The sequence below is a fragment of the Rhodococcus sp. 3258 genome (assembly GCF_031456475.1).
GTDB lineage: Bacteria > Actinomycetota > Actinomycetes > Mycobacteriales > Mycobacteriaceae > Rhodococcoides > Rhodococcoides fascians.
This window is the reverse complement of record NZ_JAVDUT010000003.1, coordinates 612,384-634,233: the sequence shown is the minus strand read 5'-3', so window position 1 is coordinate 634,233 and position 21,850 is coordinate 612,384. Positions and strand designations below refer to the sequence as shown.

At 65.3% G+C, this 21,850-nt stretch carries 17 protein-coding genes and 1 rRNA gene; 10 read left to right on the top strand and 8 right to left on the bottom strand.

The features are described from left to right. Positions 1-203 precede the first annotated feature (203 nt). A 5S ribosomal RNA gene (gene rrf, locus J2X62_RS13790) occupies positions 204-320 on the top strand. Positions 321-853: 533 nt separating this feature from the next. Here the strand turns inward: rrf and J2X62_RS13785 are convergent. After that, the gene (locus J2X62_RS13785) at positions 854-2,443 is read right to left on the bottom strand and encodes an adenylate/guanylate cyclase domain-containing protein (protein WP_310181241.1); all 1,590 of its coding nucleotides are present in this window, start codon (positions 2,441-2,443) and stop codon (positions 854-856) included. Between the two features lie 42 nt (positions 2,444-2,485). Between J2X62_RS13785 and nucS the strand changes: the two genes are divergently transcribed. Both nucS and J2X62_RS13775 read left to right on the top strand, forming a co-directional pair. Beyond that, a complete protein-coding gene (gene nucS / locus J2X62_RS13780; protein WP_027497682.1) occupies positions 2,486-3,157 on the top strand; it encodes an endonuclease NucS in 672 nt (223 codons plus the stop codon). A gap of 41 nt (positions 3,158-3,198) precedes the next feature. Then, positions 3,199-3,516 carry an ATP/GTP-binding protein gene (locus tag J2X62_RS13775; protein WP_072692233.1) on the top strand — a complete coding sequence of 106 codons (318 nt, stop codon included), beginning with the start codon at positions 3,199-3,201 and terminating at the stop codon, positions 3,514-3,516. A gap of 28 nt (positions 3,517-3,544) precedes the next feature. On the opposite strand, the gene J2X62_RS13770 is transcribed toward J2X62_RS13775, so the two are convergent. Then, the gene (locus J2X62_RS13770) at positions 3,545-4,507 is read right to left on the bottom strand and encodes a hypothetical protein (protein ID WP_283549269.1); all 963 of its coding nucleotides are present in this window, start codon (positions 4,505-4,507) and stop codon (positions 3,545-3,547) included. A gap of 59 nt (positions 4,508-4,566) precedes the next feature. Next, a complete protein-coding gene (mce, locus tag J2X62_RS13765) occupies positions 4,567-5,043 on the bottom strand; it encodes a methylmalonyl-CoA epimerase (RefSeq protein WP_027497680.1) in 477 nt (158 codons plus the stop codon). Positions 5,044-5,155: 112 nt separating this feature from the next. On the opposite strand from mce, the gene J2X62_RS13760 reads away from it, so the two are divergent. The 3 genes from J2X62_RS13760 to J2X62_RS13750 all read left to right on the top strand — a co-directional run bounded on the left by J2X62_RS13760 (position 5,156) and on the right by J2X62_RS13750 (position 7,778). Then, complete coding sequence (locus tag J2X62_RS13760) at positions 5,156-6,346, top strand: acetyl-CoA C-acetyltransferase (RefSeq protein ID WP_222069035.1); 1,191 nt, start codon at positions 5,156-5,158, stop codon at positions 6,344-6,346. Positions 6,347-6,411: 65 nt separating this feature from the next. Further along, the gene (locus tag J2X62_RS13755) at positions 6,412-6,783 is read left to right on the top strand and encodes a DUF3817 domain-containing protein (RefSeq protein ID WP_283549419.1); all 372 of its coding nucleotides are present in this window, start codon (positions 6,412-6,414) and stop codon (positions 6,781-6,783) included. A gap of 47 nt (positions 6,784-6,830) precedes the next feature. Continuing rightward, complete coding sequence (locus tag J2X62_RS13750) at positions 6,831-7,778, top strand: tetratricopeptide repeat protein (protein ID WP_230074654.1); 948 nt, start codon at positions 6,831-6,833, stop codon at positions 7,776-7,778. 5 nt (positions 7,779-7,783) lie between these two features. Here the strand turns inward: J2X62_RS13750 and J2X62_RS13745 are convergent, their stop codons facing one another. From J2X62_RS13745 to J2X62_RS13735, 3 genes are read right to left on the bottom strand one after another with little or no spacing between them, the layout of a single operon-like run. Next, complete coding sequence (locus J2X62_RS13745) at positions 7,784-9,232, bottom strand: metallopeptidase (protein ID WP_310181235.1); 1,449 nt, start codon at positions 9,230-9,232, stop codon at positions 7,784-7,786. Further along, positions 9,233-11,434 carry a 1,4-alpha-glucan branching protein GlgB gene (gene glgB / locus J2X62_RS13740; protein ID WP_032368540.1) on the bottom strand — a complete coding sequence of 734 codons (2,202 nt, stop codon included), beginning with the start codon at positions 11,432-11,434 and terminating at the stop codon, positions 9,233-9,235. 11 nt (positions 11,435-11,445) lie between these two features. Next, positions 11,446-13,452, bottom strand: coding sequence for a maltotransferase domain-containing protein (locus J2X62_RS13735; protein ID WP_027497674.1), 2,007 nt, complete (start codon positions 13,450-13,452; stop codon positions 11,446-11,448). A gap of 204 nt (positions 13,453-13,656) precedes the next feature. Here J2X62_RS13735 and glgP point away from each other — a divergent pair, with 204 nt between their 5' ends. Next, complete coding sequence (glgP, locus tag J2X62_RS13730) at positions 13,657-16,194, top strand: alpha-glucan family phosphorylase (RefSeq protein ID WP_094652454.1); 2,538 nt, start codon at positions 13,657-13,659, stop codon at positions 16,192-16,194. A gap of 7 nt (positions 16,195-16,201) precedes the next feature. Here glgP and J2X62_RS13725 read toward each other — a convergent pair whose 3' ends face one another. Both J2X62_RS13725 and J2X62_RS13720 read right to left on the bottom strand, forming a co-directional pair. Beyond that, a complete protein-coding gene (locus J2X62_RS13725) occupies positions 16,202-18,250 on the bottom strand; it encodes an ATP-dependent DNA helicase (RefSeq protein ID WP_032370157.1) in 2,049 nt (682 codons plus the stop codon). A 50-nt stretch (positions 18,251-18,300) separates the two neighbouring features. After that, entirely contained in the window at positions 18,301-19,557 is a 1,257-nt protein-coding gene (locus tag J2X62_RS13720) for a nicotinate phosphoribosyltransferase (protein WP_310181282.1), read from the bottom strand. Positions 19,558-19,707: 150 nt separating this feature from the next. Here J2X62_RS13720 and clpS point away from each other — a divergent pair, with 150 nt between their 5' ends. From clpS to J2X62_RS13705, 3 genes are read left to right on the top strand one after another with little or no spacing between them, the layout of a single operon-like run. After that, complete coding sequence (gene clpS / locus J2X62_RS13715; RefSeq protein ID WP_310181230.1) at positions 19,708-20,067, top strand: ATP-dependent Clp protease adapter ClpS; 360 nt, start codon at positions 19,708-19,710, stop codon at positions 20,065-20,067. Between the two features lie 44 nt (positions 20,068-20,111). Next, positions 20,112-20,681, top strand: coding sequence for a DUF2017 domain-containing protein (locus tag J2X62_RS13710; RefSeq protein ID WP_027497669.1), 570 nt, complete (start codon positions 20,112-20,114; stop codon positions 20,679-20,681). A gap of 9 nt (positions 20,682-20,690) precedes the next feature. Further along, entirely contained in the window at positions 20,691-21,776 is a 1,086-nt protein-coding gene (locus J2X62_RS13705; RefSeq protein WP_310181228.1) for a P1 family peptidase, read from the top strand. Positions 21,777-21,850: the final 74 nt, after the last annotated feature.

Here is a 21,850-nt window from a genome sequence, read left to right as displayed (position 1 = left end):
CAGCAATGTATGCAGGTGACTGGTACTAATAGGCCGAGGACTTACCACAAAGAAGCTACGCGTCCACTGTGCAATATCTGAAACAACACACGAGTTGTTCGATAACACAACCGAATACAGGTCCAAGAACGAAACACTACCCCCGCAGTATGTGGGGGATGTGTTCTCCGACTGAGACCGCTCGTGACACTGTTTCGCAGAGTTACGGCGGCCATAGCGGAGGGGAAACGCCCGGTCCCATTCCGAACCCGGAAGCTAAGCCCTCCAGCGCCGATGGTACTGCACTCGACAGGGTGTGGGAGAGTAGGACACCGCCGAACACAACATCCCAAAATGCCCCTGACCCTCCACGGTCAGGGGCATTTTGCATTCGAAACCATGGACAGCCGCAACAGGATTCAGGCGGTCGAGCTGAATGCGTAGGCGCCGGAATGCGCAGGCATCGACACCTGCACCCCCAGTCCCATCATCGCCATACGGACCCCCTTCCCCTCGCCCCCGGGGCGCGAACGCGCGCGCACTCGCCACACGCGAGCAGAACAGCGACACCAGACCGCGCGCACCCGACAAACGCGCGCGCGTTCGCGGGCCGTCGAACAGAACCCAACCCCAACAAGTCGACTACTGCCATCGAAGCTTGGCGACCAAGCGTCAGTCGGCTCACTCGACACCTGAAATCTGCACATGCGCTCGCATTCGCGAGGCGCGCGCAGAATCGTCAGCGATGTCGTGAGCGTTCGACAAACGCGCGCGCATTCGCGAGGGGGACCGGGCACAGGACGGCCGAGTCGTCAGTGATGAAAACGGCAGGTGCACAGTGCACTACACGTACTGCGCCCAGTGATCGGGTGGATCAGACGTGAACGGATTCGGCCTCGTCTGCGGAAACCTTCACGTCCTTGGGGTTCGCCAGAACTGTCTCTGCGGATCGCCCTCGAAGGGTTACTCGATCACCGAATTCCCAGCGGTCCGCTTCGTTCTTGGCAGCACCGTCTACCGCTGTCTTGGAAGCGAGTATCGCACCGGGAGCACTCTTGGCCATTTCCGATAATCGCGCAGCCTCGTTGACCGGATCGCCGATGACGGTGTACTCGAATCTCGACTTTGCTCCCACATTGCCGGCAACGGCTCGGCCGGCTGCAACGCCGACGGCTGCGCTGCACTCGGGAACTTCGACCAGCAATCGGCGGGCAATGGCACGTGCGGCCGAGAGTGCCGATCCGCAGTGATCCGGAATGTCGTTCGGTGCTCCGAAGATGGCGAGAGCCGCGTCGCCCTCGAATTTGTTGATGAAGCCGCCGTGTTCGTCCACCTCGTCGACGACGACCGCGAAGAAGCGGTTGAGTAGATCCACCACCTCGGTCGGCGGTCGTGACGCGGCCAATTCGGTGGAGCCCACCAGGTCGATGAAGAACACTGCGATATCGCGCTCCTGGCCCCCGAGTTCACTCTCGGACTGCAGGGCCTTTTCGGCTACCTCGTGTCCGACGTGTCGTCCGAACAGGTCGCGGATCTTCTCTCGATCGCGCACACCGTCGGCCATGCGGTTGAAACCGCTCTGCAGTTCGCCGAGCTCGGTGCCGTCGTACACCGCGAGTCGGACGTCCATGTTGCCCTTCTCGACTTCGGCCATGCCCGCCCGCACATTGTTGATGGGGGAGGTGGTCGCGAATCCGCCCAGGACGGTCAGGGCGAAGCCGAAGACGATGGTGATGCCGCCGAGCGCGAGGATGGACACAGCGAGCTGGTTTGCACTGGTCTCGGGTCGAAGGAAGCGGAACACCGCGATCATCATCAGTCCGGAGACCGGAACGCCGGTTCCCAGCAACCACGACAGAATGGAACGCCCCATGACACCGGCGATCCGGATGCGCCGTGGGTCGCCCGCTTGCAGGGCACGAGCCGCGATGGGTCGCAGAGCGAACTCACTGAGCAGGTAGCTGAACGCGCACACGACCGTGCCGCCCGCGGCGATGGTGAACGCCACCTTCGGGATCGCCTGGGGGTCGATGATGCCGTCGATCGTCGTGAGCAGAATCAGTCCACCGGTCCACAGCGCAATCTGCATGCGCGTCAGGCGCCAGGGCATGGCCAGGGTTGCGACCTGCTCGGACCGGGTGGGCTCGCGATCCTCGATGCCCCACCGCAGACTGCTCAGCGCACGTGTGGTGCCCCAGACGACACCGACCAGGAATGCCAGAAAGACGTACACCGGGACGACTATGAAGTTGACCCACCAGTAGCGATCCATGTCCAGAACGTCCGGGCCTGGAACGACCACACTGATCAGAACGCCGACGATCACGGCACCGATCAGGTTGGACAGGACCAGGAACACCGTCAGCAACAGCTGGATTCGGATCCGGCGTCGGCGCGGCGATTCGGTGGTGTCTCCGAGGAGCCGGGAACCCAGCGGAGCGGCAGATCGTCTGAATTGGGGCATGGTGGTCACAGAGTAACGGCCGTGCTGCCTTATGGTGGTCGAGTGCGTTTAGTTATTGCTCGTTGCCAAGTGGACTACATCGGCCGCCTCACCGCACATCTCCCTTCCGCTCGACGCCTGCTGCTCGTCAAGTCCGACGGATCGGTCAGTGTGCACGCGGACGACAGGGCGTACAAGCCCCTCAACTGGATGTCTCCGCCCTGTTGGATGGTCGAGACCACCGAGGACGAAACCATCAAATGGGTCGTCACCAACAAGGCGGGCGAAGAACTCCGCATCACGATCGACGACGTCGAACTCGATTCCAGTCATGAATTGGGGATCGATCCAGGGTTGGTCAAAGACGGTGTCGAGGCTCATCTGCAGGAGTTGCTCGCAGAACACGTCAACACCCTCGGTGAGGGGTACACCCTGGTGCGGCGCGAATACATGACGGCAATCGGACCGGTGGATCTGTTGTGCCGCAACGCAGATGGTGGCACTGTCGCCGTCGAGATCAAGCGTCGCGGTGAAATCGACGGTGTGGAGCAGTTGACTCGGTACCTCGAACTGCTCAATCGTGACCCGTTGCTGGCACCGGTCAGCGGTGTGTTCGCCGCACAGGTCATCAAGCCGCAGGCGAAGACTCTGGCCACCGATCGCGGTATACGTTGTCTGACACTCGACTACGACGTTCTCCGCGGCACCGACAGCACCGAGTTCCGGCTCTTCTGACGTCTGTCTGCCGAAGCGGCGCGATTCTCTACACTGGATGCGTGCCTCGTCGCAATCAGCCCCGCAAAGCGAGTCGGAGTGGTCCGAGCAGTCTCGGCCCGGCTACCGATTCCGTCCTGGGCGGCAATCGCGTCGAGGTGGGTCCTGACGGGGACACGTACACGACTCGGATGATTCCCGGTGCCAAGGCCGTCAAGACCTACCGTTGCCCGGGCTGCGATCACGAGGTGCGGCCAGGGGTCGCCCACATCGTGGCGTGGCCGTCGGACGACTTCGGGGGAGCCGACAACCGCAGACATTGGCACACCGGGTGTTGGAGCGGCAGAAACACGCGAGGCCTCACCCGTAGATGGTCCTAGCGGGGGAGGCCGAGCGTGTGCTGCGAAGTCAGGACGCCGAGTCGGCGGATTCCGTCTCTTCGTCGTTGTCCTTCTCGGCCTTCGCCGCAGCCTTCTCTTCTTCTTTCTTGAGGATGGCCGTCGGGTCGGGGTTGTCCAGCAACTCGCTTTCGCGGTTGACCGAGGCCAGCATGGCCGGTACCGAATCGAGCTGGCCCCGGATACCCAGTAGCTGAGCGAGGACGCGACTTCGCAGCACGCGCAGCTCCTCGGCCAATTCCTTCGAGTGCGCGATGCGGCGCTCGGCTTGCTCGCTGGCGGACTGCAGCCGGCGTGCGGCCTCGGTCGTCGCCTCTTCGATACGGCGAGCAGCATCGGCCTTGCTCGACGCTTCCAGTTCTTCGAGCGCGGTGAGCACCTTGGTGCGGCGCTCGGCCATCGTGATCTCGAAGTCTTCCTGAACCTCGGCGCGCTTGGCCTCGGACTCGGCAGCCAGCTTGTCGCGCTCAGCCTGTGCGGCCTCGACGACGCGCGCAGCCTCGGTGCGTGCCTGCGCCATGGTCTGCTCGTGCTCGGCTTCGAGTGCCGTGCGGCGCTCCTCGAGTTCTGCGACCAACGATTCGTGACGGCTTCGCAGGCGAGTGCTCTCCTGCTGCGCAACCGAGATCATTTCCTCGGACTCCGCATGTGCCTTCGCGCGAACCTCGGAGGCCTCGTCGGACGCCAGTCGCAACATGCGGGAGATGCGATCGCTCATGCCTTCCGCGGTGGTCGGCGGCACCGAGAGACGGTCGATGTCCTTGCGCAGTTCGTCGATCTCGTCGCGAGCGTCGTCGAGTTGCTTGGCCAGATCACGCGCCTGTGCCGCGGCGGCATCACGGTCGGCCGTCGTCAGCCGTAATTCGGCGTCGAATCGCTCGAAGTAGTTGGTGACTTCGTCGCGATCGAACCCCTTCCGAACGATGGAAAAGGGAAGTTGCACCGTGGAAGTGCGTTCATGATCGATGGCCATGGCCGTCAATTTACCGGTGAGTCAAGTGGAGAGCCATACGGCGTAATGACCGAGTTCGGTCAGTGCGCGTTGTGGTTCGGTTCGACCAGTTCGATCAGTACTCCGCCTGCGTCCTTGGGGTGGACGAAGTTGATACGCGAATCGGCCGTACCGCGGCGGGGAGCGTCGTAGAGCAACCGAACGCCGCGGGCGCGCAACTCGGAGGAGATCTCCTCGATGTCGGTGACCCGATACGCCAACTGTTGGAGTCCGGGGCCGTTTCGGTCGATGAACTTCGCGATGGTCGAGGATTCGTCGATGGGCGCGAGCAACTGCAGTGCTGCCGACTTTTCGCCTGCCCCGGGGAACGAGAGCATCGCCTCGCGCACGCCCTGTTCCTCGTTGACTTCCTCGTGCACCGCAACCATCCCCAGGTGGTCGGTGTACCAGGCGATTGCGGCATCGAGATCGGGTACCGCGACACCGACGTGGTCGATAGCCGTCACCAGGTCGGAGCGGAGTGGGGCGCCCGTGTAAGACTGCGTGCTGGAGGTCATGGACAAGACGTTATCGTCAGCTGCGTCACGGTGTTCCGCCAGGCTGGTATCGGTAGGGAGCCTGGCGAGCGTTGATCTCCACAAGGCCGTCTTCACACTTTCGGAGGAAATCGTGACCACAACAGTCATCGTCGCCGGTGCTCGTACGCCCGTCGGGCGCTTCTCGGGTGCGCTCAAGGACTTCTCGGGTTCCGACCTCGGCGGATTTGCCATCAAGGGCGCACTCGAGAAGGCCGGCGTCGCTCCGGATCAGGTCGACTACGTCATCATGGGCCAGGTCCTCACTGCGGGTGCCGGGCAGATCCCGGCGCGTCAGGCCGCCGTCGCTGCAGGTATCCCGATGACCGTTCCGGCCCTGACCATCAACAAGGTCTGTCTCTCCGGCGTCGACGCCATCGCGCTCGCTGACCAGCTCATTCGCGCGGGGGAGTTCGAGATCGTCGTCGCCGGCGGCCAGGAATCGATGACCCAGGCACCGCACATGCTGGAGAAGTCGCGGGCGGGATTCAAGTACGGCGATGTCACCATGCGCGACCACCTCGCATACGACGGTCTGTACGACATCTTCACCGACCAGGCCATGGGCGCGCTCACCGAGCAGCGCAATCAGAGCTCGGAGGCGATCAGCCGTGAGGAGCAGGACACCTTCGCGGCCGCATCGCATCAGAAGGCTGCCGCGGCGTGGAAGAACGGGGTCTTCGACGACGAGGTGGTGCCCGTGTCGATTCCGCAGCGCAAGGGTGAGCCCATCCAGTTCACTGCCGACGAAGGAATCCGGGCCGACACCACGGTCGATTCCCTCGGCAAGCTTCGCCCCGCGTTCGACAAGGCGGGCACGGTCACTGCCGGATCCGCGTCGCAGATTTCCGACGGTGCCGCCGCCGTCGTCGTGATGAGCAAGGACAAGGCCGAGTCGCTCGGTTTGACCTGGCTCGCCGAGATCGGCGCGCACGGTGTGGTGGCCGGCCCCGACTCCACCCTGCAGTCGCAGCCCGCTCGCGCCATCGCCAAGGCCTGCGCGAAGGAAGGCATCGACCCGAAGGACCTCGACGTCGTCGAAATCAACGAGGCGTTCGCAGCGGTCGGAATCGCGTCGACGCGTGAGCTCGGCATCGATCCGGAGATCGTCAACGTCAACGGCGGGGCGATTTCGATCGGTCATCCCCTCGGAATGTCGGGCGCTCGCATCGCACTGCACCTGGCTCTCGAGCTGCAGCGGCGAGGTGGCGGAGTGGGTGCCGCAGCATTGTGCGGCGGCGGCGGACAGGGCGACGCGCTCATCGTTCGAGTCCCGAAAAGCTGAGTCGGTAGTGGCTCTGGTCCGATGAGACCAGAGCCACTACGTTCTGTCGTAGCAAACCGGGCACAATAGCGGGCATGACGAATTTCTTCGACCTGAGCAGCACGGCCAAACGTTTCCGTTTCATTGCCGTGCTCGAAGCGTTCACCTGGCTCGGACTACTGGTCGGCATGGCGTTCAAGTACCTGCCGGCCGACGGCAACGAAATCGGCGTGAAGATCTTCGGGCCCATCCACGGTGCGGTGTTCATCGTGTACCTGGCCGTTGCCGTTCTGACGGCGGTGAAGCTGAAGTGGGACGTCAAGGCCACGCTGCTGGCGCTGGTCGCGGCATTCCCGCCGTTCGGCACCGTGGGCTTCGAGATCTGGGCCGTGCGTACCGGACGTCTTGCCGAGCTGAGCACCGGCCGACCCGCAGCCGACGCGAAGGTTCTGTCCTGACCGCCCGCCAGTGGATGACGCATCGCGTTAGTGACAAACTGTAGGGCGTGACTCGACCCGGTTCCCGTCCTCCTGTCCGCCCGTCGGCCGCCGTCCCCGCATCCATTGCCGGAGCCGTCGACCTGTCCGTTCTCAAGGACCGTCCGGCACCTGCTCCCGCTGCCGAAGCCAGTGGCGATGCGGGAGGGTTGGCTCCGATCGTCGACGTGACCACGGCCAATTTCGAAGCCGAGGTTCTGCAGCGATCGATGCAGGTACCGGTCATCGTCGACCTGGGATCGGCTCGGTCGCCGCAGTCCCAGGCGTTGACGCGTCAGCTCGGGCAACTTGCCGTCGAGGCCGGCGGCACGTGGATACATGCCCGCGTCGATGTCGACTCCAATCCGCAGATCGCGCAGGCATTCGGCGTGCAGGCCATTCCCACGGTGGTTGCCGTCGCGGGTGGGCAGCCGCTCGCCGATTTCCAGGGCACGCAATCCGACGAGCAGTTGCGTCAGTGGCTGCAGGCAGTCGAGCAGGCAACCGCCGGAAAGCTGTCCGGTCCACCCGGGTCGGCTCCCGCCGCCGAGCCGGAACCCGAGGTCGAGGATCCGCGCATCGTCGCTGCGGAAGAGGCGATCGACGAGGGTGACTTCGACAAGGCAGCGGCGGCGTATCAGGCAATCATCGACGCCGAGCCGAAGAACACCGACGCGGTCGCCGCGCTGCGTCAGGTCAAGTTCTTGGCTCGGGTGCAGAACGTTGCACCCGATGCCGTCGAGGTGGCCGACGCCGATCCCGCCAACGTGCAGGCCCGGATCGATGCGGCCGACGCGGAAATGGCCGGGCAGCAGCCGGAACAGGCTTTCGCACGGCTCATCGACGGAATCAAGATCAGTGCGGGCGACGACCGCACGGCCCTGCGTACCCGCCTACTGGAGCTGTTCGAGTTGTTCGACGCCGCCGATCCTCTGGTGGTCTCGGCACGTCGTAAACTCGCGTCCGCTCTGTACTGAATCCCTCAGCTGTAGCGCGAATCGCACAGGGGCTTGCCGCCGAGAACTCCCGAGCGGAACGCGTCGACTCGGGAGAATCCGGACGGCAGCGTCGTTCCGTTGACGTCGCTGGCGGCCAATCCGTCGCTGAGTAAACCGGAGACGGCCTCGTCGAGATCGCCGGGAGAGAGCCGGATTTCGAGAGCGGCCTCGTTGGATTCGGCGCTCAACGCTGCGGTGATGACTCCGGACAGGCATGCGGATCGAAGTGCGGTCTGCGGGTCGTCGAGCGTCTGGCCCGCTTCCTTCTGTACTGCGAGGGTGTAGCGAGACGCGAACAGTACGTACGCGCTGTAGTCACCGGATACGTTGAGTGGCAGGATGTCTCCGCGCTGAGGTGTCTCGGGTTGCCCTATTTCGGCCAGGTCCTCCACATCGACACCGATGGTGTTGGTCGACGGGCAGTACGACACCGGAGAGGTCGCCTCGGCGTCCGTGCACTCGGTGTCCGATCCCGAGTAGTCCACGGTCGGCGGATCGGCGACGGGAAGCGCCGTCTCGAACGATCGCGTGAATGCGCCCAGGGAGTCCTCGGTGACCGGTAGCTCGCCGGAATCGTCGGCGCTGTCGAACTTCTGCGGCAGCGACGCTCGGCGTGAATCGATTTCGGCCTCGTCGATGCGTGTGCAGGCAGCTGCACCGTCGGTGAACCCGATCTGTACGGCAGTCACTCGCTCGAATGCAGAGCCGTGTACCGATTCGGGATCGTTGGGGTCCACGTCGCGCACCGCGACGGTCGCAGCGAGAACACCGTTGAGCCCATCCGAGGTGTTGATGGTGAAGTGCGGCGAGTCGCCCTCTGCGACATGGCGGATGAATGCGCCGGCGAAACAGTCGGCTTGCTGCTCGGCCACGAGGGTCGGGGTGTCGTCGCCGACGAGTCCCGACTGATGCTGGATCGCGTGGCCGTATTCGTGCGCGATCACCATGACCACCGACATCGGCCCGAACGCGTCGACCAACGCCGGAAGCAGAATGGTGCGGTCCCACCCGATCGAGTCGTCGCGGGTGCAGTACGCGGCATTGGGGACTCCACCGGTTCTGTCTCCACAGAACCGGATGCCGGATCCCTCGTCCTCCGACGCATCCCACGAGGTCAACGTCGAGACCGGCGTGAACGAGCCCTTGAACAAGGCCGGATACTGCTCGGCCCAGAACTGTTGGATGTCGTCGATCGCGTTGGTAGCCAGGATGTCCGAGTCGGTGCCTTCGGCATTCTCGACGGCGATGGTCGAATCCGGTACTCCCGGACGCGGTCCGCTCGGTCCGCTGGTGACCGGAAGGCCGGCGACCGTGAACGGATTCTCGTAGATCGACACTGCATTACCGCCGACGGTGGCGGCGCACGATGTCAACAGTAGTAACCCTGCAGTGGCGGCCGCAGCCAGAAGTCGTGGTCTGCGGCCGCCGGTCATCTACTGCTCCAATTTGATCCAGATCGCCCCGTTGGCGGGAAGTGCAACCTGGCCTGATGCCGGTCGACCGTGCCACGAGTGCGATGTTGCCGTCACTTCACCCAGGTTGCCCATTCCGGAGCCGCCGTACTCCGTTGCATCGGTGTTGAGGATCTCGATCCAACGGCCAGGTTCCGGTAGTCCCACACGATAGCTGCCGTGCTCGGAACCGGAGAAGTTGAAAATACACGCGACGACCGAACCGTCGGAGCCGTACCTCAGAAAGCTGAGCACGTTGTTCTCGGTGTCGTTGGCGTCGATCCACGAGTAGCCACTGGGCGAGGTGTCCAGCGTCCACAGTGCCGGGTGCGATCGGTACGTCGAGTTCAAATCTGCGACAAGCGATTTCACACCTCGGTGCAACGGCTCCTCGTCGATCTGGTACCAGTCCAGGCCTCGCTCCTCGGACCATTCGCGGGTCTGACCGAACTCCTGGCCCATGAACAGCAACTGCTTGCCCGGATGTGCCCACATGTAGGCGAGCATTCCGCGCAGCCCTGCGGCCTTGGCGTAGTCGTCCCCGGGCATGCGGGTCCACAGCGTGCCCTTGCCGTGCACCACCTCGTCGTGGCTGATGGGCAGCAGGTAGTTCTCGCTCCACGCGTAGACGAGCGAGAACGTGATCTCGTGGTGGTGGTAGCTGCGGTGGATGGGATCGCGCCCGACGAAGCCGAGGGTGTCGTGCATCCACCCCATGTTCCACTTCATGTTGAACCCGAGCCCGCCGACGTTCGTCGGGCGAGTGACGCCCGGCCAGGCGGTCGACTCCTCGGCGACGGTGACCACTCCGCGGTGCTTCTTGTGCACCGTGGCGTTCATCTCCTGCAGGAAGGACACCGCTTCGAGGTTTTCTCGGCCACCGTAGATGTTGGGCGACCAGCCACCCTCGGGACGCGAGTAGTCCAGGTACAGCATCGAGGCGACGGCGTCGACGCGCAGTCCGTCGATATGGAATTCGTCGATCCAGTAGAGCGCGTTCGCGACCAGGAAGTTGCGGACCTCGCGTCGGCCGAAGTCGAAAACCAATGTGCCCCAGTCGAGTTGCTCGCCTCGCTGCGGGTCTCCGTGCTCGTAGAGCGGCCCACCGTCGAAGCGGGCGAGGGCCCATTCGTCCTTGGGGAAGTGGGCGGGGACCCAGTCGACGATGACGCCGATGCCGGCGCTGTGCAGGTGATCGACGAAGAACCGGAAGTCGTCCGGACTGCCGAACCTGGACGTCGGTGCGTAGTAGGACGTCACCTGATAGCCCCAGGATCCGCCGAAGGGGTGCTCGGCAACCGGGAGCAACTCCACGTGAGTGAAGCCGGTCTCGATGATGTACTCGGCCAGTTGCTCGGCCAGCTCCCGGTAACCCAGGCCCGGTCGCCATGACGCCAGATGGATCTCGTAGACGCTCATCGGAGCCTGCGTGGGTTCGATGCCGGCTCGGGTGTCGAGCCACTTCTCGTCGTTCCAGGTGTACGTCGACGCGGTCACGACCGACGCGGTGGACGGCGGAACCTCGGTGGCGAAGGCCATCGGGTCGGCCTTGTCCTTCACCGAACCGTCGGAGCCGTGGACGCGGAACTTGTACAGGGCACCGGGTTCGATGTTCGGGACGAACAGCTCCCAGACTCCGGTGGAGCCGAGGACGCGCATCGGCCAACTACGGCCGGTCCACCCGTCGAAGTCGCCCACCAGCGTGACGCCCTGGGCGGCAGGGGCCCACACCGCGAACGAGGTGCCGGTGACGGGACCGTCGGGAGTGGCGTACGACTGCTGGTGCGCTCCGAGGATGTCCCACAGACGCTCGTGGCGACCTTCGCCGAACAGGTGCAGGTCGAGTTCACCGAGGGTCGGTAGGAACCGGTACCCGTCGGCAGATTCGGACACGTGCCCACCTGGCCAGGTGACCACGAGCCGGTAATCGATCAGGTCCTCGACCGGCACCAGCGCAGAGAAGAGGCCGTGGGCGACGTGGGTCAGCTCGTGATCGACGCCCCCGACGCGCGCGATCACTTTCTCCGCGTCGGGCTTGAGCGCACGAATCGCTGTTCCGCCCGGCACGGGGTGCGCGCCGAGCACGGAATGCGGGTTGTAGTGCCGACCAGCGGCGAGGAGATCGAGGTCGTTGTCGGACGGGGCTGCGACGGTGTCTTCGGGCGTCGTCGGATTCTTGGTCACGTTGAATCCACTCACTTTCGGTTGCCGCGGTAGGCCAGTTCGATTCGTGCCGGATAGGGAATGTGGGGGAGCGTGAATATGTGCGCCACCGAGGTCCAGGGCTCGAGTCGGACGAAGTTGGTGTGGCCCCAGTCGTAATGGATGCCGCTCACCTCGTCCTTGATCGTCAGGGTGTCCTGCCAGTCGTGACCGAGCGCGGGCATGTCCAGATGGACGGTGCCCTCCTCGGCTCCGAACGGGTTGAGGTTGATGACCACCAACACCGAGTCGCCGGTCTGCGGATCGAACTTGGAATATCCGATCAGCGCTTCGTTGTCGATCGTGTGGAAATGAATGTTGCGCAGTTGCTGCAGGGCCGGATGCGCACGGCGGATGGAATTGAGGGTGGTGATCCACGGCTCCAGCGATTCACCGCGGGCGAGCGCACCCTCGAAGTCGCGCGGTCGCAACTGGTACTTCTCGGAGTCCAGATACTCCTCGCTGCCCTCGCGCACGGCCTGATGTTCGTACAGTTCGTACCCGGAGTACACGCCCCACGTCGGAGCCAGGGTGGCGGCCAGAGCTGCTCGCAAAGCGAACATTCCGGGTCCACCGTGTTGCAGGCTCTCGTGCAGAATGTCGGGGGTGTTGACGAACAGGTTGGGTCGCGCGTCGTCGGCGCGTCGGGCATGCTCCTCGGCGAACTCGGTCAGCTCCCACTTCGCGGTACGCCACGTGAAGTACGTGTACGACTGAGTGAACCCACGTTGCGCGAGACCGTACATACGCACCGGCCGGGTGAACGCCTCGGCCAGGAACAGCACGTCCGGATCGGTCTTCTTGACCTCGGCGATGAGCCACTCCCAGAAGTCCGGTGGCTTGGTGTGTGGATTGTCGACTCGGAAGATCTTGACACCCAACGAGATCCAGTATCGGACCACGCGTAGCACTTCCTCGTAGATGCCACGACGGTCGTTGTCGAAGTTGATCGGGTAGATGTCCTGGTACTTTTTCGGCGGATTCTCGGCGTAGGCGATCGTGCCGTCCGGCAACACGGTGAACCACTCGGAATGTGTTGCGGCCCAGGGATGATCCGGAGCGGCCTGCAGGGCGAGGTCGAGCGCCACTTCGAGCCCGTGCTCTCGCGAGGCGTCGACGAACGCACGGAAATCGTCCTCGGTCCCCAGCTCGGGATGGATCGCGTCGTGCCCGCCGTCCTTGGATCCGATCGCCCACGGCGAACCGACGTCCTCGGGGCCCGGAGTCAACGTGTTGTTCGGGCCCTTGCGGTTGATCGTGCCGATCGGGTGGATCGGTGGCAGGTAGACGATGTCGAAGCCCATGCGCGCTATGCGCGGCAACTGCTCGATGGATGTCGCGAACGTGCCGTGCCGCGGTGATCCGTCCTCGTTCCACCCGCCCGTGGAGCGCGGGAAGAACTCGTACCAGGCACCGTTGAGGGCCAGGTTTCGGTCGACCCACACGTTCACGGCCCGTGATCTGGTCACCAGCTCGCGCAGCGGGTGCTGGAACAGCAGTTCGGTGACCGACGATGCGAACGCCGAGGACACGCGCGCGGGCAGCGGGCGGTCGGTGTCGCGCAGGCCGGCGGCGACGTCGGCGAGCAGCTGCCTGCTCTCCGCAGGAACGCCGGTGGCAGCGCGGAGGAACAGGCGCGCCCCGATCTCGAGGTCGTTGGCGAGTTCGTGGGCGCTCTGGCCCACTCCGAGCTTCGCTTCGACGGCGTGACGCCAGGTGCTGATCGGGTCGCTCCACGCCTCGATACGGCAGATCCAGTAGCCGGGCCGGGATGGGACGAACACCGCGTCGAACGTGTCCGGCTCGTGGCCGGGCGTCATCGGGATGCGTTCGAGCTTGCCTCCCGGTCCACGCACCGACAGCGTCGCGGCCACTGCGTCGTGACCCTCGCGCCAGACGTCGGCGGAAACTGGAAACGTCTCGCCCACCACCGCTTTCGCGGGGTATTTCCCGGTCGTCGTATCTGGAAGGACATTGTCGATACCAAGTCGACCTGTCACTTCACACTCCATTCTTCGTTAGAGGTATGGCTGCGCGGGCGCAACCTCTGATCGAACCGATATTTGGTGTGCTTCTACTCGTCAACCGTAGTGCAGCAGCGCAGATGGCGCGTGCGCCGACGCATACTGACCGCGACGGGCGCACGAGGAAATTTTCGCCGAGCGCCCCATCGACACAGGTATCCGTGGGTAGGGTTCGGCTCTGTGAAAGCCTTGCGTCGATTCACCGTCCGAGCCCACCTTCCCGCCCGTCTGAATGCCCTCGCCGAGCTGTCGACAAACCTCAGGTGGTCGTGGCATTCGGCCACGCAGGATCTTTTCGAGCACATCGATCCGCTGCTGTGGACCGAACTCGAACGCGATCCGGTGGCTGTGCTCGGTGCCGTCGCACCCGGACGGCTCGAAGAACTCGCCGAAGACGCATCGTTCCTGGCCGAACTGGACGCCGCCGAGGCGGATCTACACGACTACCTCGCCCGACCGCTCTGGTACCAGAACGAACTCGCCGAGGGGCGAGCTCTGCCGTCGGGCATCGGTTATTTCTCGATGGAGTTCGGGGTCACCGAGGTGCTGCCGAACTACTCGGGTGGGCTCGGCATTCTGGCCGGCGACCACCTCAAGGCGGCGTCGGATCTCGGTCTACCGCTGATCGGCGTCGGACTGCTCTACCGCTCGGGGTACTTCCGGCAATCGCTGACGGCCGACGGCTGGCAGGCCGAGCGTTACCCGTCCCTGGACCCGCACGGTCTGCCGCTACGACTGCTCACCGACGACAACGACTCACCGGTGTTGATACACGTGTCGATGCCGGGGTCGCGCGTGCTGCGGGCCCGCGTGTGGATCGCTCAGGTGGGACGCGTTCCGCTGCTGCTGCTCGATTCCGACATCGCCGACAACGATCCCGAGCTCAGAGGAGTCACCGACCGCCTGTACGGAGGCGATCAGGACCACCGCATCAAGCAGGAGATCCTCGCCGGTATCGGCGGAGTACGCGCGATCAGGGCCTACACGCGCGCGCACGGTCTGCCCGATCCCGAGGTGTTCCACATGAACGAGGGCCACGCCGGCTTCCTCGGGGTCGAACGCATCCGTGAACTCGTCACCGGTAGCGGGTTGGATTTCGATTCGGCGTTGGCCGCCGTCCGGGCGGGCACGGTGTTCACCACCCACACCCCGGTGCCTGCCGGCATCGACAGGTTCCCCGCCGATCTGGTGCGGCACTACTTCGGCGGTAGCGACGGTGCACCGGACTCGGCGCTGTTGCCGGGATTGCCGATGAGCCGAATTCTGGCGCTGGGCGGCGAGAGTGATCCGTCGGTGTTCAATATGGCGCACATGGGCCTTCGCTTGGGACAGCGCGCCAACGGAGTGTCGAAGCTGCACGGGATCGTCAGCCGCGAGATGTTCAACGGCCTGTGGCAAGGATTCGACGCGTCGGAGGTGCCGATCGGATCGGTGACCAACGGTGTCCACGCGCCGACGTGGGCGGCGCGGGAATGGGCCGAGGGGGAGGCCGAGACAGGTGGGCCGTTGTCCTCGGAGCAGGTGTGGTCCACTCGAAACGCGTTGCGCGCGCAGTTGGTGGACGAGGTGCGCCGAAGGGTGCGGCGTTCCGCTCTCGAGCGGGGGTCGACCGAGGCCGAAATCAGTTGGACTGCAAATGTTTTCGACCCCGACGTGTTGACCGTCGGCTTTGCTCGACGCGTACCGACGTACAAGCGTCTGACGCTCATGCTGCGCGAACCCGAGCGATTGCGGGCGATGTTGCTCGATCCCGTCCGCCCGGTTCAGCTGGTGGTAGCCGGAAAATCGCATCCGGCCGACGACGGTGGGAAGGCGCTCATTCAGCAGATCGTCAAGTTCGCCGACGAGGCCGATGTACGACACCGCATCGTGTTCCTGCCCGACTACGACATGTCCATGGCGCGCTTTCTTTACTGGGGATGCGATGTGTGGCTGAACAATCCGCTGCGACCCCTCGAGGCCTGCGGTACGTCCGGAATGAAGTCGGCGCTCAACGGCGGCCTCAACCTGTCGATTCGCGACGGATGGTGGGACGAGATGTACGACGGCGAAAACGGTTGGGCGATCCCGACGGCCGACGGCATCACCGACGACAATCGTCGCGACGATCTGGAAGCCGCTGCCCTCTACGAGTTGCTCGAGCAGGCGGTGCTGCCGAAATTCTACGATCGCGGGGAGGACCGTGTGCCGGCTCGCTGGATCGAGATGGTCCGACACACACTGGAACAGCTGGGACCGAAAGTGTTGGCATCGCGCATGGTTCAGGACTACACGCTCGGCTACTACGCGCCCGCTGCGCACTCCGCCCGGGCGGTGTCGGCCGACGGCTACCACGGCGCCAAGGATGTCGCGTCGTATCGCGGCCGCGTCGAGCAGGCGTGGCGCAACGTGAAGGTCACCCGAGTCGACAGCGAGGGGTTGCCGGACACCCCCGTCATCGGTGCCGAACTGTCGCTGCGCGCCATCGTCGACCTCGGCGGTATGGAACCGGGTGCCGTCGTGGTGCAGGCCGTGGTGGGACGCGTCGACGAGGGCGAGGACCTTAGCGACATTCGCACCACCGAGATGTCGCACGTGGGCAGTGAGGGCGGCGAGCACGTGTACGCGGGCGAGACACGGCTACCGCACAGTGGAGCGGTGGGCTACACGGTGCGGGTGTTGCCACGGCACCACGGGCTTGCCTCCGATGCCGAGCTCGGTCTGGTGTCGACGCCGTAGGGAGCAGCTACTTTCCGGCCAGGCGGGTGAGGGCCTTGCGGACCACCTCCGGGTCGGAGGTCTCCCAGAACGGCGGTAAGGACGCGCGCAGATAGCCGCCGTACCGGGCGGTCGCCAGTCGTGAATCGAGCACGGCGACAACACCTTTGTCGTCGACGCTACGGAGCAGTCGACCGACTCCCTGCGCCAGTAGCAGGGCAGCGTGGTTGGCGGCCACCGCGAGAAAGCCGTTGCCGCCACGTGATTCGACGGCCTGCTGCCGAGCCACCAATAGCGGATCGTCGGGCCGGGGGAACGGAATTCGATCCAGGATCACCAAGCTCAGCGACGGACCGGGCACGTCGACGCCCTGCCACAGCGACAGCGTCCCGAACAGCGAGGTGGCCTCGTCGTCGGCGAACTTCTGCACCAGTGCGCCGGTGGAATCGTCACCCTGACACAGGATCGGGGTGTCGAGTCGTTCGCGCATCTCCTCTGCCGCGGCCTTGGCGGCGCGCATCGACGAGAACAGCCCGAGCGTCCGACCACCGGCTGCCTCGACGAGCGATTCGATCTCGTCGAGCGAGGACTTGGACAGGCCGTCGCGTCCGGGCGGAGACAGATGTTTGGCGATGTACATGATGCCGGCGCGAGCGTGGTCGAACGGCGAGCCCACGTCCAACGAATTCCAGCGAATGGATCCGTTGTCCGAGGGTGGTTCCACTCCCGACGCCATGGCGGTGTCACTGCGAGACGGCTTCTCTGCCGGCAGGCCCCAATTGACGGCCAGGCCGTCGAAGGATCCGCCGACGGTGAGCGTCGCCGAGGTCAGCACCACGGTGGATTCGGCGAACAACCGTGCCCGCAGCAGCCCGCCCACCGAGAGCGGAGCAATGCGAACGGTGCGTTTGACGTTTCCTCGAAAATCGTCGACGGCGTGCCAGACGACGTCCTTACGCTTGGCCGGGTCGGGCTCGTCGAAGGCAGTGAGCACTCGTACGGCGCTGTCGTGCACCTCGTCGACTGCCACGAGTGCTGCGCTGCGGGCCGCGGCGGCCTCGGGATCGCTGCCCGCCATGCCCTGTTTGTTCGGGCCGATCGCGGTGCGCACGGCCCAGGCGGCGTCGCGGACGGACGCCAGGGCCGGTCCGACGCCGTCGGGAAGGGACTGCCATCGACCGGGCGGTAGTTCGTCCAGAATCGCGGCCCAGTTCTCGGCAGCTCCTTCGAGTTGATCGACGGTCTCTTCCTCGATGAGCTTGGCGCTACGGCGTGCGGCCGCGGTGACGGTGGCGGCCGAAAGCTCCTCTGTGGCAACGCCGGTCACTCGGTCGACCAATTCGTGGGCCTCGTCGACGACCACGACGTCGTGCTCGGGCAGGATCTGAATTCCGGTGATCGCGTCGATGGCGAGCAGCGCGTGGTTGGTCACGACCACGTCGACCTGTGCGGCCTCGGTGCGGGCGCGCTCGGCGAAGCAGTCCTCGCCGACGGGGCACCGTGATTTCCCGAGGCACTCGCGAGCGGTGACGCTGACCTGACGCCAGGCCTGGTCGCTCACGCCGGGCACCACGTCGTCGCGATCACCCGTTTCGGTCTCCGAGGACCACTTCGTCAGCCGCACCACCTCGCGGCCCATCCGCGAGACGGCGAACGGGTCGAACAACTCCGCGTCCGGTGCTTCCTGTGCGGCACCGGTGTGAATCTTGTTCATGCACAAGTAATTGTTGCGGCCCTTGAGGATCGCGAACTTCGGACGCCGACCCACAGCCTCGGTCAGTGCGTCGGACAGACGTGGAAGGTCGCGGTCGACCAACTGTCGCTGCAGCGCGATCGTGGCCGTCGAGACGATGACGGTCTTTCCCGATTCGACCGCATGCCTGATGCTGGGCACGAGGTACGCGAGGGACTTGCCGGTGCCCGTGCCCGCCTGCACCGCGAGATGCTCACCGGTGTCGATCGAATGCGCCACGGCAGAGGCCATCGTCAGCTGATTGCTGCGTTCCTTGCCACCGAGCGAGTGCACCGCAACCTGCAGGAGAGCGGGAACGGTGGGCAACTCGGTCTTCGACGGCACCGAAGCAGACTACTGCCGATCGCCCACCGGGTTCGGCACCGACACCGCCCCTAGCCCAGGGCGAACCGGGTCGGTATCGCCGGTTCGCCCTGGGACAGGGCGAGCCCCTCCCACGGCAGGCTGACCAGGCGTCGCGCGAGGAGGTCCCGGCCCTCGGCGAGAGTCGGTAGATCGGCGACGCGCCGGCCGCCACGCATCAGCGGCGTGGTCAACGTCTCCACCGTCAGACCGTCTTCGACCGTCGGGGCGGCGTCGAACGGGTGCACTATTTCCTCGACAGCCGTACCGGTCCCACGCGCGGTCCGCAGCGCTGCCTTGGTACCCCCGCGCGATTCCTTGTGACTGCTGCGCTTGGCGACGGGTATGCCGTCCACGGTGACCAGCTTGTAGACCATTCCTGCCGTCGGCGCGCCCGAACCGGTGACCAGCGACGTGCCGACGCCGTACGAATCGACGGGTTCGGCGCGCAGCGCGGCGATCGCGTACTCGTCGAGGTCTCCGGAGACGACGATCCGCGTGTTCGGCGCACCGAGAGCGTTCAATTGGGCGCGGACCTGACGGGCGAGGACACCGAGGTCGCCGGAGTCGATTCGGACACCACCGAGCTCCGGACCGGCCACCTCGATCGCGTTGGCCACGCCCTGCTTGATGTCGTAGGTATCGACCAGCAGTGTCGTTCCCACCCCGAGCGCTCGGACCTGAGCGGCAAAAGCGGCCTTCTCGTCGGGGCCGTCGGCGGTGGTGTGCAGCAGCGTGAACGAGTGGGCCGACGTGCCTGCTCCGGGGACGCCGTGGCGTCGGACTGCTTCGAGGTTGGAGGTCGCGGTGAAGCCGGCCAAGTAGGCCGCGCGCGATGCCGCGACCGCCGCCTCCTCGTGGGTGCGCCGCGATCCCATTTCGATGATCGGCCTGGCCTCGGCGGAGGCGACCATGCGCGCTGCCGCAGAGGCGATTGCGCTGTCGTGATTGAGAATCGACAGCACCACGGTTTCCAGGACCACGCACTCGGCGAACGTGCCGCGGACCGTCAGGACGGGGGAGCCGGGAAAGTACAGCTCGCCCTCGCGGTAACCGTCGATGTCACCGGTGAAGCGGTAGTTGCGCAGCCACTCGACGGTGTCGGCGTCGAGAAATTTGGACACGACACGCAGCTCGTCCGGGCCGAATCGGAAGCGATCGGCGGCGTCGAGAATGCGCTCGGTGCCGGCCACGACGCCGTATCGGCGGCCGCCGGGTAGCCTGCGGGCGAAGACCTCGAAACTGCACGGTCTGTCTGCGTAGCCGCTGGCCAGGGCCGCGGACAGCATCGTGTACTCGTACTGGTCGGTCAGCAGTGCAGTGCTGGCTCCGTCGCTGGAAAGCGTGTGATCGGTGGTCGCGTCATTGCTCACCTCGATCACACTACGAGCGCAGGGGCGAACGTGTGGGGTCGGCCCGACACGCCGTACCCTGTTGCCATGCCTTGGTTGACGGTGGATGGATCGCTTCTGCCCGTGGACGGCTTCTCGGCACTCGAAGTCGCGGCGGCGTCGCCGCAGGCGGTGCCGGCCGAAACCGAGGCCGTTGCTGCCGACGAAGGCCACGACACTCCGTGGGTCACCATCGTGTGGGACGACCCGGTCAACTTGATGCACTACGTCACCTACGTGTTCCAGAAGCTCTTCGGCTACAGCAAGGCCAAGGCCACCGAGTTGATGATGCAGGTGCACTCCGAGGGCAAGGCGGTCGTGTCGAGCGGCGAGCGCGATGCGATGGAGAACGACGTCAAAAGGCTGCACGCGGCGGGCCTGTGGGCCACCATGCAGCAGGACAAGTAGTCAGCAGTTCGCCACCTCTACGTCAGAGAAGGACATCACCGACAGTGCGCACGTGGACGAGACGGAATTCGTTGTCCGGGGTCAAGATCAAGTCCGAGATCGACGCTCGTGAGGCGGCGGTGCTCAAGTCCCTGGTCGCATCCGTTCTCGGCCTGCTACGCGATCGTTCCGCCGCGGCACCCACCGACGAGCTCGCTGCGCTGACCGGGCTGCGTACCGGCCACAACAGCCCGCCGGACGATGCAGCGCTGGCTCGGCTGCTGCCGGACTTCCACCGCGCCGATCCCGAACACGACGATCAGGATCCGGCCGATCTGAACGGTGCCCTCCGCGGGTTGCACGAGCCCGAGATCATCGACGAGAAGTTGGCTGCCGGGGCAGTGATCCTCGCGACCCTGCCCGATTCCGGCGGAAAGATCGTGCTCACCCAGGAACAGGCCGACGCGTGGTTGACGGGTCTCAACGACGTGAGGCTGGCGCTCGGGACCACACTGGGCATCAGTGCGGACACTCCTGACGTACTCGACGAGGGCGATCCTCGTGCTCCCCATCTGGACGTGTACCACTGGTTGACCTGGATGCAGGATTCCCTCGTCCAGGTCCTCGTTCCCTAGGGTGCCGACGTGACCGCAACGTTCTCGAAACCCGGCCCCCGGGACTGCTTGACCGATGTGGCAGGTCTGTTGGTCGGCCATCATCACGAACTCGACGACGACGCCGCGATGGGGTTCGGTTCGGCCACCGGCTGCACTGTGGTGCGCGTTCTCGGTGGGGCGACGGCGGCCGTCGACGTGCGAGGCGGCGGACCGGGAACACGCGAGACCGATCTGCTCGATCCGAGCCATTCCGTTCAGCAGGTCGACGCGATCCTGTTGACCGCGGGCAGTGCGTACGGGCTTGCGGCCGCCGACGGCGTCATGCGGTGGCTCGAAGAGCACGAACAAGGCATTCCGATGGGCAGTCCGGCTCACGTCGTGCCGATCGTGCCGGCTGCGGTGATCTTCGACCTTCCGGTCGGCGACTGGGCCGCGCGCCCCACCGCGGAGTTCGGCTACCGTGCTGCGGCCACGGCAGCGACCGAGTTCGCGACGGGATCGGTCGGGGCAGGAGTCGGTGCTCGCGCCGGCGTGCTCAAAGGTGGGGTGGGCACCGCGAGCACGGTGATCGAGGGCGGTCCGGCCGACGGAGTGACGGTCGCAGCTCTGATGGTCGTCAACCCTGTGGGCGCGGTGTTCGATCCGCGCACCGGGTTGTTGTGGGGCACCGGCACACTGGGGCCTGCGGAATTCGGCATGCGCAATCCCGAAGTCGACGACTTGCGGGCCGCGGCGGCGCTCGAACCCAAGGCCACTGCTCTGAACACCACGATCGGCGTGGTTGCGACGGATGCGCCGCTGTCGTCGGCGTCGTGCAAGCGGATAGCCGTCGCGGGTCACGACGGACTCGCGCGGGCCATCCGGCCTGCGCACTCGCCACTCGACGGCGACACCGTCTTCGCCGTGTCCACGGGTACCAGGGCCGTCACCGCCGAGTCCTCTGTGCCCGCAGCATTCTCCCCGGAACTACCGGTACTGGCCGCGGTCACCGAAGCCGCGGCGATCGTCGTCGAGCGAGCCATCGTCCGGGCCCTGCTCGACGCCACGTCGGTGGCCGGCATCCCCACCTATCGCCAGATCTTCCCCTCCGCATTCACGGCGTCGCGTCTCTGACCGGCAGGTAGCCGCTACCGGTACCGTGGAGAGACCGAGGTTGGAGGCGATCATGAGTGAGACCGGCAAGCTTC